Source organism: Enterobacter sp. CM29, from assembly GCF_013179605.1.
Classification (GTDB): Bacteria; Pseudomonadota; Gammaproteobacteria; order Enterobacterales; family Enterobacteriaceae; genus Enterobacter; species Enterobacter intestinihominis.
In genome coordinates this window covers 1-13,647 of sequence record NZ_JABMCU010000123.1, presented here as the reverse complement: position 1 = coordinate 13,647, position 13,647 = coordinate 1, and the positions used below count along the sequence as shown (strand labels likewise).

Here is a 13,647-nt window from a genome sequence, read left to right as displayed (position 1 = left end):
CACAATTGGCAGCAAAGAAGCGAGAAAGAGGGCGATAATGGCCGGTTTATCACCGATGCCAATCACCACCATCGCCAGCGCCAGAACGGCCAGCGGCGGCAGGGTGTTGCCCACGTTAAAGATTTGCATCACGTATTCGGCGATACCCCGTGCCGCCGGACGGCTCAGCAGAATACCGCTTGGAATGCCCACCAGCAGGGCAAAGAACATTGATGAAAAGACCAGAATCAGGTGCTGTTGACCGAGGTAGAGCAGGTCAACCTGGCGCGCCTTAATCGTCTCCAGTCCAATTCCCCAGGTGAGGAGAGCGAGGACCACGATAATCGCGCCGACAAAAAGCAGCGAACGTTTAAGTAATGGGTGCATTGCGGTGTGTCTCCCTGTGCGCATGCGTTATAGCAACCACCTGTTGCGGTTGCCTGTTGTTATGCCATGTTTCGGCAGGGGTACTTCACCTATAGCAAGCGAAACGGAAGGGTTCCAGCAAAGGGGGTAAAACAGTAACCCTATGAAATTAGTGACAACCTGAGTTAAGCCTTATGGCGTAAGGGCTGTCAGTGGGAAGGCAGAATAGTCTTAAAGAAGCACGCCTCAAGTGACAACGTCACTTGAGGCGTGCTGATCACCCTATCGACTAAGCGCGGCGCGTACCTTTCGAACGCGCCACGAGATACGAACGATTGAAAAGGCGGCGATAAACACCAGCATCAGGCCCAGTGCCAGCATCGCGTGGAATCCAAACTCTCTGAAGAGGATCAGCCCCGCAATCCCGCCGGTAATAAACGAGAAAAGGGTGGTTAAATGGGTTTTGAGCTGGCTCTTTTGCGCGGCCGTGTCTTTGGAATAATCCCGGCGCAGCATGGCGACCATAACGGAGGCCAGCGAAATGCCGGCATCGGTCAGCGTGCCGGTAATGTGCGTGGATCTCACCCGACCGCCGGAAAGCTGAGTTGAGGTGGAGTTATGAATTCCCATCAAACCGCACAGGAAAAGAATAATCTCCTGATTCGTGGCGAAGGAGTGAAAATACATTTCATAGAGGGATACCCCGGCAAGTAATAGCCCTTCAAAAAATAAAACCTGGCTGAATATCAGCCTGACGTTATGGATAATTCCCCAGATAACAATAATCCGCGCAACAATGGCGCCAGTGACAAACGACAGAATAATGGCGCCAAAAAAAAGAATATCACTGAGATCGGTGGAGGAAACTTCGCTGGATAACTGCGATGTATTACCCGTCATATGAGAGGGGAAAAAGCCGAACGCGCCCAGCGCAATGGCATTCAGCAGTCCCGCGGAGGTCGCCAGCCAGAGTGCAAGACGACGATCCTCCTGATGCGTTCGTTCTTTCTTTAATTTAATCAGCAAAGAATACCTCCAGTTTGAGCTTTGCCTGAATGCTCAAGCTAACAAAGCGATGTCGCCGACTGACCAGGATATTGCTTAATTATTATTTCAACGGGAGGAGTGCGAGGTTTTGTAATTAAATAAAATAACCCTGTTAATATAATGCCTTATTGCAGATGCCACGAGCAGACTGACGGGCAAAAATACTGTCCCAGTGTGCATGCACGCTGTAGCGGGATGGGATTTGATTCAGTGTAGACATAGGTGTCATTCACGACGATGAGAAGAGATGCCCCCGTGATTTCCGGGGGCTTAGAGTGTTATTTCAGACTGGTTTTGAAGAACTGCTCAAACTGCGCGAACGGGATTTTTCCTTCGACGTTATCGTAGAGATCAACATGGTTTGCACCGGGAACAATCACCAGCTCTTTCTCTTTGCTGCCGACGGCCTTGAACGCATCCTCCGCAAAATAACGAGAGTGTGCGTTTTCACCGGTCACAATCAGCGTTGGGATAGTGATCTCCCCGGCATAGCTCAGCAGCGGCATATTCATAAAGGATAACGGCATGGTCGCAGTCCACGCGCCGGTGGAGTTTACGGAACGGGCATGGAAACCGCGCGGCATACGGTAGTAATCATAGAACTCTTTCAGTACCGGATGCGGATCGGTGGGCAGTGCTTCCGGCAGAATGCGCTCGGCCGCCGTCACCTTGCCATTCTCATCGACATTAATATCGTGGCCGCCATGGGCGAAAGTGCCGCTTTCAGCATCTTTCCAGCGCTGCGCGTTCAGATACTGCAATACGGCCCGACGATCGGCCGCTGAATAGCGATCTTTCCCGTTGCCCACGCCGTGACCCATCGCGCGGCTCATATCGTACATTACGCTGGTGGCGACCGCCTTCACGCGGGTATCCATGGATGCCGCGTTCAGCGCCATACCGCCCCAGCCGCAGATACCAAGAATGCCGATACGGTTACGGTCGACTTCTTTCTGTAACCCCAGGAAATCCACAGCGGCGCTAAAGTCTTCGGTGTTGATGTCAGGGGAGGCAACGTTACGCGGCTGGCCGCCACTTTCCCCCGTGTAGGATGGGTCGAAGGCCAGGGCCACGAACCCCTGCTCAGCCAGAGTCTGGGCGTACAGACCGCTGGATTGTTCTTTAACCGCACCGAACGGCCCACTGACGGCTATCGCCGCCAGTTTCTGGTCGCCGTGGTTCCTGGGAATGTACAGATCGCCCACCAGAGTGATCCCGTACCGGTTCTGGAACGTCACTTTGCGGTGGTTGACTTTATTGCTCTCGGCGAAGGTTTTATCCCAGGTTGTCACCATCGAAACGGGGGCGTTAGGATTTAGCGTTTCTGCATAACTCATTGTTGTCACTCCACTTAATGATGCGCATAACAGCAGCGCAACGGACAGTTTTTGGGTGAATGTTTTCATAAGAGGTACCGTGTGTTGTTGTAATGAGGCCATTATAGTTAGCAGAAATAGTGCTGATTAGAGGCCAAAAGCTGCTAGGATTCATATCATTTTGATATGAATTGACGAGGCATGATGGCGAAGCGGGAAAACTATAATGAACTGTATCTCTTTATCCAGGTGGTGAGGGAGGGAAGCTTTACGGCAGCCGCACAGCGGCTCGGGCTGGCGCAATCCGGGATCAGCCGATCGGTTCGCGAGCTGGAAGAGCGGCTGGGCGTTCAGCTTCTGGTGCGTACTACGCGTAAGCTGTCGCTGACACACGCCGGGGAACAGCTTTACCAGACCGCCGGTTCCGCCTTTGATGCGCTTGATACCGGGTTGACCAGACTGGCGCATTACCGCCAGACGCCGTCCGGCACGGTGCGCATTAATGCCAGCCAGCACGCCATCGAGAAATGTCTGCTGCCAAAGCTCGCTATCTTCAAACAGCGTTACCCGGATATCCGTCTGGAATTGATGAATGAGAGCCGGTTCGTGGATATCATTGCCGAGCGATTCGACGCGGGCGTCCGGCTGGGGCCGGAGGTGGGACAAGGAATGATTGCGGTGCGCATCACGCCCGATATGGAGATGGCTGTGGTTGCCGCCCCGGCGCATTTTCGGCGCTATGGTTTCCCGCAGAGGCCCGCCGATCTGGATGCTCATCCCTGCATTGCCTACCAGTTTGCCGACGGTAACCACTATCAATGGGAGCTTGTTCAGGACGGGAAGCGAGTTACGCACCGGCCTGAGGGGCAATGGGCCTTTTCCGACAGCTACATGGAGGCTGAAGCGGCCCGGCTGGAACTCGGGCTGGCCTATGTCCCGGTTGAGCTGGTGGCTGACGATCTGGAGCGTGGCACGCTTATACGCGTCTTACAGCGCTACAGCCTGCGGATGGACGGGCTTTACCTCTATTACCCGCACCGCAACGTGTCCCCGGCGCTGAGAGCGGTTATTGATACGTTGAAAATTTAAGGCAGCCTCTGCTCGATGGTCTATACAGCTCCTGGGTTTATGGTACGCTACTATTTTATATAGCGCTGCTTAATTAAGGCAAAGAAATGACAAAAATTACGCCAGAATATACGGCTGTAGACTTATCGAGTTGGGCAAGGAAAGAACATTTTGAAGTCTTTCAGAGCTTTGCTCAATGCACGATTAACCAAACGGTTCAGCTGGATATCACTGCGCTGCTGAAACATATCAAACAGGTTGGCTGGAAATTTTATCCTTCGATTATTTCCCTTATTTCGACATTCGTTAACCGCCATTCTGAGTTCCGTATGGCTATGAAGGATAATGAGCTTGTAATATGGAATGAGGTGCATCCCAGCTATACCCTTTTCCATAAAGAGACGGAGACGTTTTCATCATTATGGAGTCACTTCGACGGGAATATTCATCACTTTCAGAACGTTTATGCAGAAGACGTTTCTCGCTATGGTGATAATCTTGCTTACTGGCCCAAAGAAGAGTACCGGGAAAATATATTCTTCATATCGGATATTCCGTGGGTCAGTTTTACCAGTTTTAATATCAACGTGGCTAACATGCAGAACTTTTTTGCGCCCATGTTCACGTTTGGAAAATACTTTAACCAGGATGGAAAAGTCTTGTTGCCTTTCGCCGTTCAGGTTCATCATTCTGTCTGTGATGGTTTCCATGTGGCCAGACTAATCAACGAGTTGCAAGAGTTGTGTGATAATTTACCGCACTATTAAGCCGCGAGCCGTTTCCGGCCCGCGGCAGCAGGACAGGTGATGAGTCGTTCTGACGATCAGGCGGCTTTGACGGCCCGGATTTTTTTGCTGCTATCCGCCTCCTCTGGCGCTGTTTTATCCGTTGCAGCATTGAGCTCGGGAAGCTTGCTGGTACGCAGGATATGCTGCACGGACTCTTTCTGCTCGGCAAGATACAGACCAAGGTTTTCCGCCTGCGTTTCATCCATCTGCATTCCGCTTTGCAGCAGCCAGTCGGTGAACGCTTCTGCCATGTCGAGCAGTTTGTCGTGAGCGTCAGCCTCTTTCTTACTGGCAAAAGTCATTTTCTCTTCACCTTTTCTTACGACCACGAATTTTGTTTCAACAGCCATTTTGCACCTCCAGTACTGTAATTATATACAGTATAGCAGCTCCGGATCTGCGTTGCAGCAAAAATGTCCGAACCTGGCTTACACAACGGATGTACAAGCCAGGAGCTGTTATCGGTACAGCGTTTTTTCTGCAATCGGGATCAGCAAAGTGGACTGCCATTCTGCCAGCGTCAGCTGGGCAAGTTTACCCAGCGCCGTGTAGAACGGATGGGCCGCGTTTTCAACGAATACGCTAAGGAAACGCGTGCTCCACGGCAGCAGATGCCAGGCCATAAGCTGGTCGCGTTCTGTGTCGCGACCGTTCTCGGCAAGCCATGCCGCCAGCATCAGCAACGTTCCGAAGTGATCTTCCGGCTCATTCTGCTGCATCCCAAAGGCGATATGGTTTTCACGCATCCACTGGCGCAATGCAAGGGTCGAATCGCCAAACAGCACGGACTCGCGATCGAGCCAGACGGAGCCCCACGGGGGGGCGGGCAGGGCATACGGGCCAATAAACAGACGCTGCCAGGCGTCTTTCAACGCTTCGTCCGACGGGTTCTTAAACATACTGGCCACGGGCTGCAGGCTTTCCTGCGCCAGCGGCCAGTCCTGCACCCAGTCACCTGCGGTCAGGGCACTCACCAGCGGTGCGGTCTGCTCGCTGTCAGGGGCAAAATAAAACAGCGCGCCCAGTACCCGGGCGCTGAACGCGAACGATTCGCGGTGTGAGACGTCATTCATTACAACTTTCCTTACTTGTGCGCGGGGGTAGCCCGCGCACCTGTGTTAACCTGCAATTGCTAACCCTGCGGTCATATGCAAACCATAAAATAGCCCACGGCCAATCATTTCACCCACAGCCACCAGCACGAAACCTGCAAACAGGCCGAGCGTTTTCGGTTCCTGACGACGAATAAGTGGACAGATCCAGCAGCCTAAACCCGCCGCCAGCAGCGCGATGCGCCATACCTGAAGCGAACCATAATCCGGCAGCAGGGCGTTAGCCTGCTGGATAGAACTCTGGATCGTCCCCAGCGTATTGCTTTGCAACACGACGACCGCCACGCAGGCGATGAGTGCCAGTACGCTGACAGACGCGGCAAGGGTACCTTTGTATGTCACGTTTGCGACCCGCAGCAGCAGCGCGGCCAGCAGCGGGCCAGTAAGAGCCATCGTCAGGAAGAAGGCCAACGTGGTGTAGCCCGTATACCAGGTCGGAACGGTATCGATCTGATAGACCCGGGTCATCGCCCAGACAAAAACGACACCCAGGAGCTGGCTGACAACCATCCAGATTTTGCCTAAAGCTGGGGGCATTTTACCGATAACCGACACCAGCCACCAGAAACCGCCCACGGCAAAGAAGATCGAACCCGCCGCGATCTCATTACTCAGCGCTGACGCTCCCACGCGGTTAAGCGAGTTGAAGGCGCGCAGCGGGGAGCCAAGATGCAGTACCGAGGCCATAAACCCAATACCCATTACCAGCCAGAGAAAAAACAGGCTGCGCACGATGCGTATTCTGGCCTTGTCATCACGTTCATTCAGCCAGGCGAAGCCCATCACGATTAATGCGCCAGCCACGCACTGCCCGAAAACGGTGAAGATCACCAGCGGCCATTCATGCCATCCACTTCCCATCTCACACCTCCTTCGGGTTTGCCAGGTAGCCGGTGGTGTCACCCGTCGGACGGCTGTTGGCGTTAGGTTTAATCACAATACTCGGCTTCGTGAAGTGCGCAGACGGCAGCGGCGCGACCGCAGCAAGCTGGCCGTGTTTTTTGCGCAGCTCTTCAATCGGGCCAAAGTCCAGCGCGCGCAGCGGGCAGGACTCGACGCAGATGGGCTTTTTGCCGTCCGCCACGCGGCTGTGGCAGCCGTCGCACTTGGTCATGTGGCCTTTAGCCGCGTTATACTGCGGCGCGCCGTACGGGCAGGCCATGTGGCAGTAGCGACAGCCGATGCAGACATCCTCGTCCACCACCACAAAACCGTCGTCGCGCTTGTGCATTGCTCCGCTCGGGCAGACCTTGGTGCAGGCCGGATCTTCGCAGTGGTTGCAGGCAATCGACAGGTAATAGGCGAAGACGTTCTGATGCCAGACGCCGTTATCCTCCTGCCAGTCGCCGCCCGCGTATTCATAAATACGACGGAAGCTGACGTCCGGGGTCAGATCTTTGTAATCCTTGCAGGCCAGCTCGCAGGTTTTACACCCGGTGCAGCGGCTGGAATCAATAAAAAATCCATACTGGGTTGTCATCGGTTAATCCTTATGCCTTCTCGATCTGCACCAGGTTCGTGTGCTGCGGATTGCCTTTCGCCAGCGGTGACGGGCGGTGTGTGGTCAGGGTATTGATGCAGGAGCCGTGATCGACACGATCGCCGTTCATGTTGGCGTCATGCCAGGCGCCCTGGCCCATCGCGCTCACACCAGGCATAATGCGCGGGGTGACTTTGGCGGCAATGCGCACTTCGCCGCGATCGTTAAACACGCGCACCGTGTCACCGTTTTTAATGCCGCGCTTCTCGGCGTCTACAGGGTTAAGCCACACCTCCTGGCGACAGGCGGCCTGGAGCACATCCACGTTGCCGTAGCTGGAGTGGGTACGGGCTTTAAAGTGGAAACCGAACAGTTGCAGCGGGAATTTGCTGCGCTCGGGCGCGTCCCAGCCTTCAAAGGTTGAGGTATAGACTGGCAGCGGGGTGATGGTTTCGTCTTTTTGCAGTTCCCAGGTTGCCGCAATATTCGCCAGCTTGCTGGAGTAGATCTCGATTTTCCCCGACGGGGTTTTCAGCGGATTGGCATCCGGATCGTCACGGAATTTTTTATAGGCCACAAAATGTCCATTTGGATCTTTGCGCTTATAAATACCCATTTTTTTCAGCGCGTCGTAGGACGGCAGCAGCGGATCTTTGGCAACCATTTTGGCGTAAAGGTAGCGCAGCCACTGCTCCTGCGTACGGCCTTCGGTGAATTTCTGATAGACATCCGGTCCGAGACGTTTCGCTACTTCGCTCATGATCCAGTAGATGGGCTTGCGCTCAAACTTCGGGGCGGTTACCGGCTGGAGGAAAATCAGGTATCCCATGTTGCCGGCGTAATCGTTGGGGATGATATCTTCCTGCTCAACGGTCATCAGGTCCGGCAGGACAATATCGGCATACTTCGCGGACGAGGTCATGAAGTTGTCGATAACGACGATCGTTTCGCACTTACTCTCATCCTGCAAAATGTCGTGAGTTTTGTTGATATCAGAGTGCTGGTTGATGATGGTATTACCCGCATAGTTCCAGATGAACTTGATCGGCACATCCAGCTTATCCTTGCCGCGTACGCCGTCGCGCAGGGCGGTCATCTCCGGTCCACGCACGATGGCATCCGTCCAGCTGAAGCAGGAGATTTGCGTTTTTACAGGATTTTCCGGCAGCGGCATACGTTCGATGGTGATGGTGTAGGTCGATTCGCGCGCGCCGCTGTTGCCGCCGTTAATGCCGACGTTGCCGGTCAGGATCGGCAGCATGGCGATGGCGCGGGATGTCTGCTCGCCGTTGGCCTGACGCTGCGGGCCCCAGCCCTGGCAAATGTAGGCCGGTTTTGCCGAACCGATTTCACGGGCCAGCTTAATGATGCGATCGGCAGGAATGCCTGTAATGCGCGACGCCCATTCCGGGGTTTTCGCGGTTTTGTCATCACCATGGCCGAGAATATAGGCTTTGTAATGACCATTAGCAGGTGCGCCTTCCGGCAGGGTTTTTTCGTCATAACCTACGCAGTATTTATCGAGGAAGGGCTGATCGACGAGGTTTTCATTAATCAGCACCCACGCAATACCTGCCACCAGTGCGGCATCGGTGCCCGGACGAATCGGGATCCACTCGTCTTCGCGGCCTGCGGCGGTGTCGGTGTAGCGCGGATCGATAACGATCATCCGTGCGTTAGAGCGTTCGCGTGCCTGTTCAAGGTAGTAAGTGATCCCGCCGCCGCTCATGCGCGTTTCTGCCGGATTATTGCCGAACATCACCACCAGTTTGGTGTTTTCGATATCCGATGTACTGTTGCCGTCGTTGCTGCCGTAGGTGTAGGGCATTGCGCAGGCGATCTGCGCGGTGCTGTAGGTACCGTAGTGGCTGAGGAAGCCGCCGTAGCAGTTCATCAGGCGTGCCACCAGCGAGGCGTAAGGGGAGGAGCGGGTGATATTGCCGCCGACAATTCCGGAGGAGTAGTTAATGTAGACCGCTTCGTTGCCGTATTTTTCGACCACGCTTTTCAGGCTCGCGGCGATGGTGTCCAGCGCTTCTTCCCAGGTGATACGTTCAAACTTGCCTTCTCCGCGTTTGCCCACGCGTTTCATCGGATAGTTCAGACGGTCTGGATGATTAATGCGACGGCGAATTGAACGGCCTCGCAGGCAGGCGCGAACCTGATGGTTGCCGTAAACATCCTCGCCGGTATTATCCGTTTCAACCCAGTAGACTTCGTCATCGCGAACGTGCAGACGCAGCGCGCAGCGGCTACCGCAGTTTACCGAGCAGGCGCCCCAGACGACTTTATCTTCCGCTGGCTGAATAGCGGACTGCACAGCGGCGGCGGCGCTTTTCAGACCAAAAGGTAATGCGATCCCACCGGCGGCAAGCGCCAGAGATCCTATGGCAGTAGATTTAACCAGAGTTCGACGGCTTATCCCGCCGTGATGTTCAACTTCGGACATGACTCACCCCATCATTGTTAATAATTATTTTCACCCGTGACTACAACCGGGCTAATGATGGGGGGAGTGTTACTTATTTAGAGGTATTAAATATTAATCCTCGTCAAATCAGGGGAATTGAGTGGGAAAATCATTGCGGCTCAGCGGGCGCATTCTCCTGCGTACCTGCGCCGCTCACCGGGTAGTTGCCGCTACTGGTGCGGGTGTACAAAATTTTGAAAGTATCGTTGGCACAATGCCCAACGACCTGCGCATCCGGCTGATCGGCCTGATCGTTCGGGACGATGTTCAGGGTAAAGCCAGACTCCGGTACGCCGTTGTTGATAATCTTCTGCTGAATGTCGCTTTTCACGCGCTCGCAGGAGTCCGGGGCCGCAAGAAGAGCGGGTGAAGCACTCATTAACAGCAGGGCGGTAATCCAGGGTAACCGTTTCATCTGTAGCTCCTTTTCACTGTGTGGACTGTAAGCATAGCAGGGTTAGGGTAAGCTTTTGTTTTTGGACCTGTCTTTCTGAATTGTCCTGGAGCCCTGCCTGCGTCATAAAATAAATTGCGAATAATGGTGCTGATTGTCTACCAGATAAGAAGGCAGGGTGCGTTTTGATACCTCTTGCCTGACCAGTTTTCGGTCTCGTCCCCAGATATCTTCGGCGTTGGTGATAACCTTCATAATATGTTCCGGGTTATTAAATTCCGGCAGATCGTATTCGGTATGAGAAATGGTAGACATTTTTTCGGAAATTCTTTCTGGGGTCATTACCCAGGAGAAATGCCAGCCGCCATCTTTCACAACCTTATTATTGATTTTTAGCCAGTTCCATTTAAACCATGACCAGTTTTTATCTTTGCGTGCACGCTTCCAGTTTCTGAAAGATTCAGGCTCACCGTGGAAGAAATGCTTAAGGTTGTAATAGGACGTCGCGCGGGGCAAGGTACATTTTCTCGGCGTACCATCCATGTTGTGAACCTGAAGATTAAACTGATAGTTGAACACGTTTTGATGAATAGTCGTGCAGAGCGCGCGTGGATTAATGGCCCTGACCGTCTCGGGAGAGAAAATTTCATCAACGTCTGACACCAGAATCAGATCGTCGTCTGCCGCGTCTTTTAACCCATTCATAATGGAGTTGCGAAGCGCTGCTTCATTTGCCCAGGCATCAACCTGGTTATTGTCAGCACTGTTTAAAATAGGCTGCGCGTCAAAAGGCACGTAAATAATTTTGTCTCTGAATTTGCCAAACTTCGTAATATCGAAATGTAATTCTCGCGGTATGCCCGTAAAAGAGTGTGTTGCTTCTACAATGACAAAACGGTCAACGACATCAGCGAGCGTATGTAATCTGATGTCGAGCAACATATCTTCGTCATAGTACAAAAAACAGTCGTAAATCATGATGTTAACCCGAAAATTTAAGAATCTAATTTTATAATAATGTGGAATTTTCCGCGCCCAAAGTAGCCACTTTGGCAGGTCTCGTCAATGCAAATGACGGATTTATACAGCGTAAAGAGTCAAATGAAGTGCTGTTATGTAAGTTGCTGTATTTGCTAATATGATTGTATCTCTCTCTGAACGGTAAATGATGTGAATAAATACGCAGCGATAACGCTACTGGCAACGGTACTGGTGGGATGCGACAACAACACCGCGCCGCTGTCATTTACGCCGGAGATGGCGAGCTTTTCGAACGAGTTTGACTTTGACCCTCTGCGCGGGCCGGTGAAAGATTTTACCCAGACGCTGTTGAACGATAAGGGTGAAGTCTCTAAACGCGTGACCGGAACGATGTCGTCGGAGGGGTGTTTCGATACCCTTGAACTGCACGATCTGGAGGCAAACACGGGCGTTGCGCTGGTGCTGGATGCTAACTACTACGTCGATGCGGAAACCCAGCAGCAGAAGGTGAAGTTGCAGGGAAAATGTCAGCTGGCGGAACTGCCGTCTGCCGGCCTGACGTGGGACACCGACGATAACGGGTTTGTGGTTGCCGCGCACAGCAAAGAGATGGAAGTGAAGTACCAGTATGATACCGACGGCTACCCGCTCGGTAAAACCACGGTCTCCGGCGACCAGCGTTTATCGGTCAAATCGATGCCGTCGAAAGATCTGCGTAAGCGCATGGATTATACGGCGGTAAGCCTGTTGAACGATAAACCGATGGGCAATGTAAAGCAGAGTTGCGATTACGATCGCCACAACAACCCGGTGAGCTGCGAGCTGGTTATCGTCGATGACAGCGTTAAACCTGCCATTGAGCGCAAGTACACCATCAAAAACAGCATTGAATATTATTAAGAATAAAACCGCGCAGGTTACTGCGCGGTGGGTTTAAGCAGGTTGGCGGAGGAGGATTTATGCCCGGCCAGATGCTGATGCTGGAAAATGCACATGCGGATGGTGTTACGGTATTCGCCATTAATAAAGAACTCATGGATCAGTTCACCTTCCACCATAAAGCCGAGCTTACGGTAGATATGAATCGCTTTTTCGTTCTCTTTGTCGACGATAAGGTAAAGCTTGTAGAGATTCAGGACGTTAAACCCATAATCCATCGCCAGCTTTGCCGCCCGCGACGCAAGACCTTTCCCCTGGTGCTCCGGTGAAATAATGATCTGAAATTCCGCCCGACGGTGAACATGGTTGATCTCAACCAGCTCAACCAGCCCGGCTTTCTCACCTTCGCACTCCACCACAAACCGGCGTTCACTCTGATCGTGGATATGCTTATCGTAGAGATCGGACAGCTCGACGAAGGCCTCGTAAGGCTCTTCAAACCAGTAGCGCATCACGCTGGCATTGTTGTCGAGCTGGTGGACAAAGCGTAAATCTTCGCGCTCCAGCGGACGGAGCTTAACGTCACACGGCGTCGACATTACGGTGCTACCGTGCGGCCAGTGCGACGATCCAGACAGCGCAGGGTGTTAGGCTCCCAGTAAGCGTTGACGTTGGCACTTTGCTGGCATTTGTCGCGGGCATCAAACGCGACGTCTTCTTTATCCCACTCTTTTTCCACGCGCTTATTCACTTTCTGACGCAGGCTGCGGGTGTCATTCCATTGTTCTTTGTCCATGGCGGCGTTCTGGCGGCTTTGCGCGCTGTCACCAGACTCAATGATGAGTTTGCTGGTTTCGGCTGATGCCGTTGCGGCGAAGGCGAACGAGGACAGCGCCAGTGCGGCTGTCAGACAAAGGCGTTTGCTTAATGTAGTCATAGCGTTTCCTTTAAACGGGTGCAGACAATCGGATTACCCCGTTGGATTCTACACCAATCCGAAAGGGTGTCATACCCGCGCGGCAGGTATGGGAACGATGAGAGCATTATCGCGTATGATGTCTAAATCAATCCTCACGAAACGAGAAAAATGTTCAAAACGACGCTGCTTTTTTTCGCGACCGCGCTGTGTGAAATCATCGGATGCTTTTTGCCGTGGCTCTGGCTAAAGCGGGGCGCTTCCGCGCTGCTGCTGATCCCGGCGGGTGTGTCCCTGGTCCTTTTCGTCTGGCTGCTCACCCTGCATCCGGCCGCTAGCGGGCGGGTTTATGCGGCCTACGGCGGAGTGTACGTCTGTACTGCGCTGCTGTGGCTGCGCTTTGTCGATGGCATCAGGCTAAGCCTGTATGACTGGGCAGGCGCGCTGGTTGCCCTGTGCGGCATGTTGATCATCGTGGCTGGCTGGGGACGCGCATAGTCGTCCTCATAGTGTGATCGCCCACTGATTTTTCGATCGTTATACTTGTATGGTAGTAGTGTAGTTGCGTAAATTTCCTGCATCACAACGAGCGATGTAAGGAAATGGATTATGAAGATTGTCGGGGCTGAAGTATTTGTCACCTGCCCAGGGCGTAACTTTGTCACCCTTAAAATCACCACCGATGAGGGCATTGTCGGTCTGGGTGATGCCACGCTTAACGGACGTGAACTTTCCGTTGCCTCCTACCTGAAAGATCACCTGTGCCCTCAGCTGATTGGCCGCGATGCGCACCGCATCGAAGATATCTGGCAGTTCTTCTATAAAGGCGCGTACTGGCGTCGTGGCCCGGT

15 protein-coding genes and 2 pseudogenes are annotated in these 13,647 nt (G+C 53.2%); 5 read left to right on the top strand and 12 right to left on the bottom strand.

All coding sequences use genetic code 11. The features are described from left to right. The 3 genes and pseudogenes from HP459_RS15265 to HP459_RS15255 form a co-directional block, all read right to left on the bottom strand. A pseudogene (locus tag HP459_RS15265) lies at positions 1 to 366 on the bottom strand (glycine/betaine ABC transporter permease); the annotation flags it as partial. 261 nt (positions 367 to 627) lie between these two features. Further along, positions 628 to 1,371: a YoaK family protein gene (locus HP459_RS15260; protein ID WP_171936418.1), complete on the bottom strand. Its 744-nt coding sequence runs from the start codon at positions 1,369 to 1,371 to the stop codon at positions 628 to 630. A gap of 299 nt (positions 1,372 to 1,670) precedes the next feature. Further along, complete coding sequence (locus HP459_RS15255) at positions 1,671 to 2,798, bottom strand: alpha/beta hydrolase (protein ID WP_071788016.1); 1,128 nt, start codon at positions 2,796 to 2,798, stop codon at positions 1,671 to 1,673. Between the two features lie 114 nt (positions 2,799 to 2,912). Between HP459_RS15255 and HP459_RS15250 the strand changes: the two genes are divergently transcribed. Next, positions 2,913 to 3,797 (top strand): LysR family transcriptional regulator, encoded by an 885-nt coding sequence (locus HP459_RS15250; protein ID WP_126291153.1) that lies wholly within the window; start codon positions 2,913 to 2,915, stop codon positions 3,795 to 3,797. A gap of 86 nt (positions 3,798 to 3,883) precedes the next feature. Then, positions 3,884 to 4,543: a type A chloramphenicol O-acetyltransferase gene (gene catA, locus HP459_RS15245; protein WP_171936417.1), complete on the top strand. Its 660-nt coding sequence runs from the start codon at positions 3,884 to 3,886 to the stop codon at positions 4,541 to 4,543. A gap of 56 nt (positions 4,544 to 4,599) precedes the next feature. Here the strand turns inward: catA and HP459_RS15240 are convergent, their stop codons facing one another. The 7 genes from HP459_RS15240 to HP459_RS15210 all read right to left on the bottom strand — a co-directional run bounded on the left by HP459_RS15240 (position 4,600) and on the right by HP459_RS15210 (position 10,998). Beyond that, positions 4,600 to 4,914: a YebG family protein gene (locus tag HP459_RS15240; protein ID WP_058678032.1), complete on the bottom strand. Its 315-nt coding sequence runs from the start codon at positions 4,912 to 4,914 to the stop codon at positions 4,600 to 4,602. Positions 4,915 to 5,022: 108 nt separating this feature from the next. Then, the gene (gene dmsD / locus HP459_RS15235; RefSeq protein ID WP_171936416.1) at positions 5,023 to 5,637 is read right to left on the bottom strand and encodes a Tat proofreading chaperone DmsD; all 615 of its coding nucleotides are present in this window, start codon (positions 5,635 to 5,637) and stop codon (positions 5,023 to 5,025) included. A gap of 45 nt (positions 5,638 to 5,682) precedes the next feature. Next, positions 5,683 to 6,537: a dimethyl sulfoxide reductase anchor subunit family protein gene (locus HP459_RS15230; RefSeq protein ID WP_171936415.1), complete on the bottom strand. Its 855-nt coding sequence runs from the start codon at positions 6,535 to 6,537 to the stop codon at positions 5,683 to 5,685. Between the two features lies 1 nt (position 6,538). Then, complete coding sequence (locus HP459_RS15225; RefSeq protein WP_017384545.1) at positions 6,539 to 7,156, bottom strand: DMSO/selenate family reductase complex B subunit; 618 nt, start codon at positions 7,154 to 7,156, stop codon at positions 6,539 to 6,541. Between the two features lie 10 nt (positions 7,157 to 7,166). Beyond that, complete coding sequence (gene ynfE / locus HP459_RS15220) at positions 7,167 to 9,605, bottom strand: selenate/tellurate reductase subunit YnfE (protein WP_171936414.1); 2,439 nt, start codon at positions 9,603 to 9,605, stop codon at positions 7,167 to 7,169. 130 nt (positions 9,606 to 9,735) lie between these two features. Continuing rightward, entirely contained in the window at positions 9,736 to 10,041 is a 306-nt protein-coding gene (locus HP459_RS15215) for a DUF1161 domain-containing protein (protein ID WP_003857424.1), read from the bottom strand. A gap of 102 nt (positions 10,042 to 10,143) precedes the next feature. After that, entirely contained in the window at positions 10,144 to 10,998 is an 855-nt protein-coding gene (locus HP459_RS15210; RefSeq protein WP_045621664.1) for a benzoate transporter, read from the bottom strand. Positions 10,999 to 11,190: 192 nt separating this feature from the next. On the opposite strand from HP459_RS15210, the gene HP459_RS15205 reads away from it, so the two are divergent. Then, the gene (locus HP459_RS15205) at positions 11,191 to 11,901 is read left to right on the top strand and encodes a YnfC family lipoprotein (RefSeq protein ID WP_032622202.1); all 711 of its coding nucleotides are present in this window, start codon (positions 11,191 to 11,193) and stop codon (positions 11,899 to 11,901) included. A gap of 17 nt (positions 11,902 to 11,918) precedes the next feature. Here HP459_RS15205 and speG read toward each other — a convergent pair whose 3' ends face one another. Next, positions 11,919 to 12,479, bottom strand: coding sequence for a spermidine N1-acetyltransferase (speG, locus tag HP459_RS15200; protein WP_022647983.1), 561 nt, complete (start codon positions 12,477 to 12,479; stop codon positions 11,919 to 11,921). Then, entirely contained in the window at positions 12,479 to 12,817 is a 339-nt protein-coding gene (locus tag HP459_RS15195) for a DUF1283 family protein (RefSeq protein WP_023300007.1), read from the bottom strand. The genes speG and HP459_RS15195 overlap by 1 nt, the downstream gene beginning before the upstream one ends. Before the next feature lie 150 nt (positions 12,818 to 12,967). Between HP459_RS15195 and HP459_RS15190 the strand changes: the two genes are divergently transcribed. Continuing rightward, the gene (locus HP459_RS15190) at positions 12,968 to 13,294 is read left to right on the top strand and encodes a YnfA family protein (protein WP_023300008.1); all 327 of its coding nucleotides are present in this window, start codon (positions 12,968 to 12,970) and stop codon (positions 13,292 to 13,294) included. A 111-nt stretch (positions 13,295 to 13,405) separates the two neighbouring features. Beyond that, a pseudogene (locus tag HP459_RS15185) lies at positions 13,406 to 13,647 on the top strand (bifunctional D-altronate/D-mannonate dehydratase); the annotation flags it as partial.

Excerpts from the sequence above, each read along its gene's own strand:
- HP459_RS15255 (WP_071788016.1), bottom strand. The coding sequence starts at position 2,798 with ATGAAAACATTCACCCAAAAACTGTCCGTTGCGCTGCTGTTATGCGCA.
- HP459_RS15250 (WP_126291153.1), top strand. The coding sequence starts at position 2,913 with ATGGCGAAGCGGGAAAACTATAATGAACTGTATCTCTTTATCCAGGTG.
- catA (WP_171936417.1), top strand. The coding sequence starts at position 3,884 with ATGACAAAAATTACGCCAGAATATACGGCTGTAGACTTATCGAGTTGG.
- HP459_RS15240 (WP_058678032.1), bottom strand. The coding sequence starts at position 4,914 with ATGGCTGTTGAAACAAAATTCGTGGTCGTAAGAAAAGGTGAAGAGAAA.
- dmsD (WP_171936416.1), bottom strand. The coding sequence starts at position 5,637 with ATGAATGACGTCTCACACCGCGAATCGTTCGCGTTCAGCGCCCGGGTA.
- HP459_RS15230 (WP_171936415.1), bottom strand. The coding sequence starts at position 6,537 with ATGGGAAGTGGATGGCATGAATGGCCGCTGGTGATCTTCACCGTTTTC.
- HP459_RS15225 (WP_017384545.1), bottom strand. The coding sequence starts at position 7,156 with ATGACAACCCAGTATGGATTTTTTATTGATTCCAGCCGCTGCACCGGG.
- ynfE (WP_171936414.1), bottom strand. The coding sequence starts at position 9,605 with ATGTCCGAAGTTGAACATCACGGCGGGATAAGCCGTCGAACTCTGGTT.
- HP459_RS15215 (WP_003857424.1), bottom strand. The coding sequence starts at position 10,041 with ATGAAACGGTTACCCTGGATTACCGCCCTGCTGTTAATGAGTGCTTCA.
- HP459_RS15210 (WP_045621664.1), bottom strand. The coding sequence starts at position 10,998 with ATGATTTACGACTGTTTTTTGTACTATGACGAAGATATGTTGCTCGAC.
- speG (WP_022647983.1), bottom strand. The coding sequence starts at position 12,479 with ATGTCGACGCCGTGTGACGTTAAGCTCCGTCCGCTGGAGCGCGAAGAT.
- HP459_RS15195 (WP_023300007.1), bottom strand. The coding sequence starts at position 12,817 with ATGACTACATTAAGCAAACGCCTTTGTCTGACAGCCGCACTGGCGCTG.
- HP459_RS15190 (WP_023300008.1), top strand. The coding sequence starts at position 12,968 with ATGTTCAAAACGACGCTGCTTTTTTTCGCGACCGCGCTGTGTGAAATC.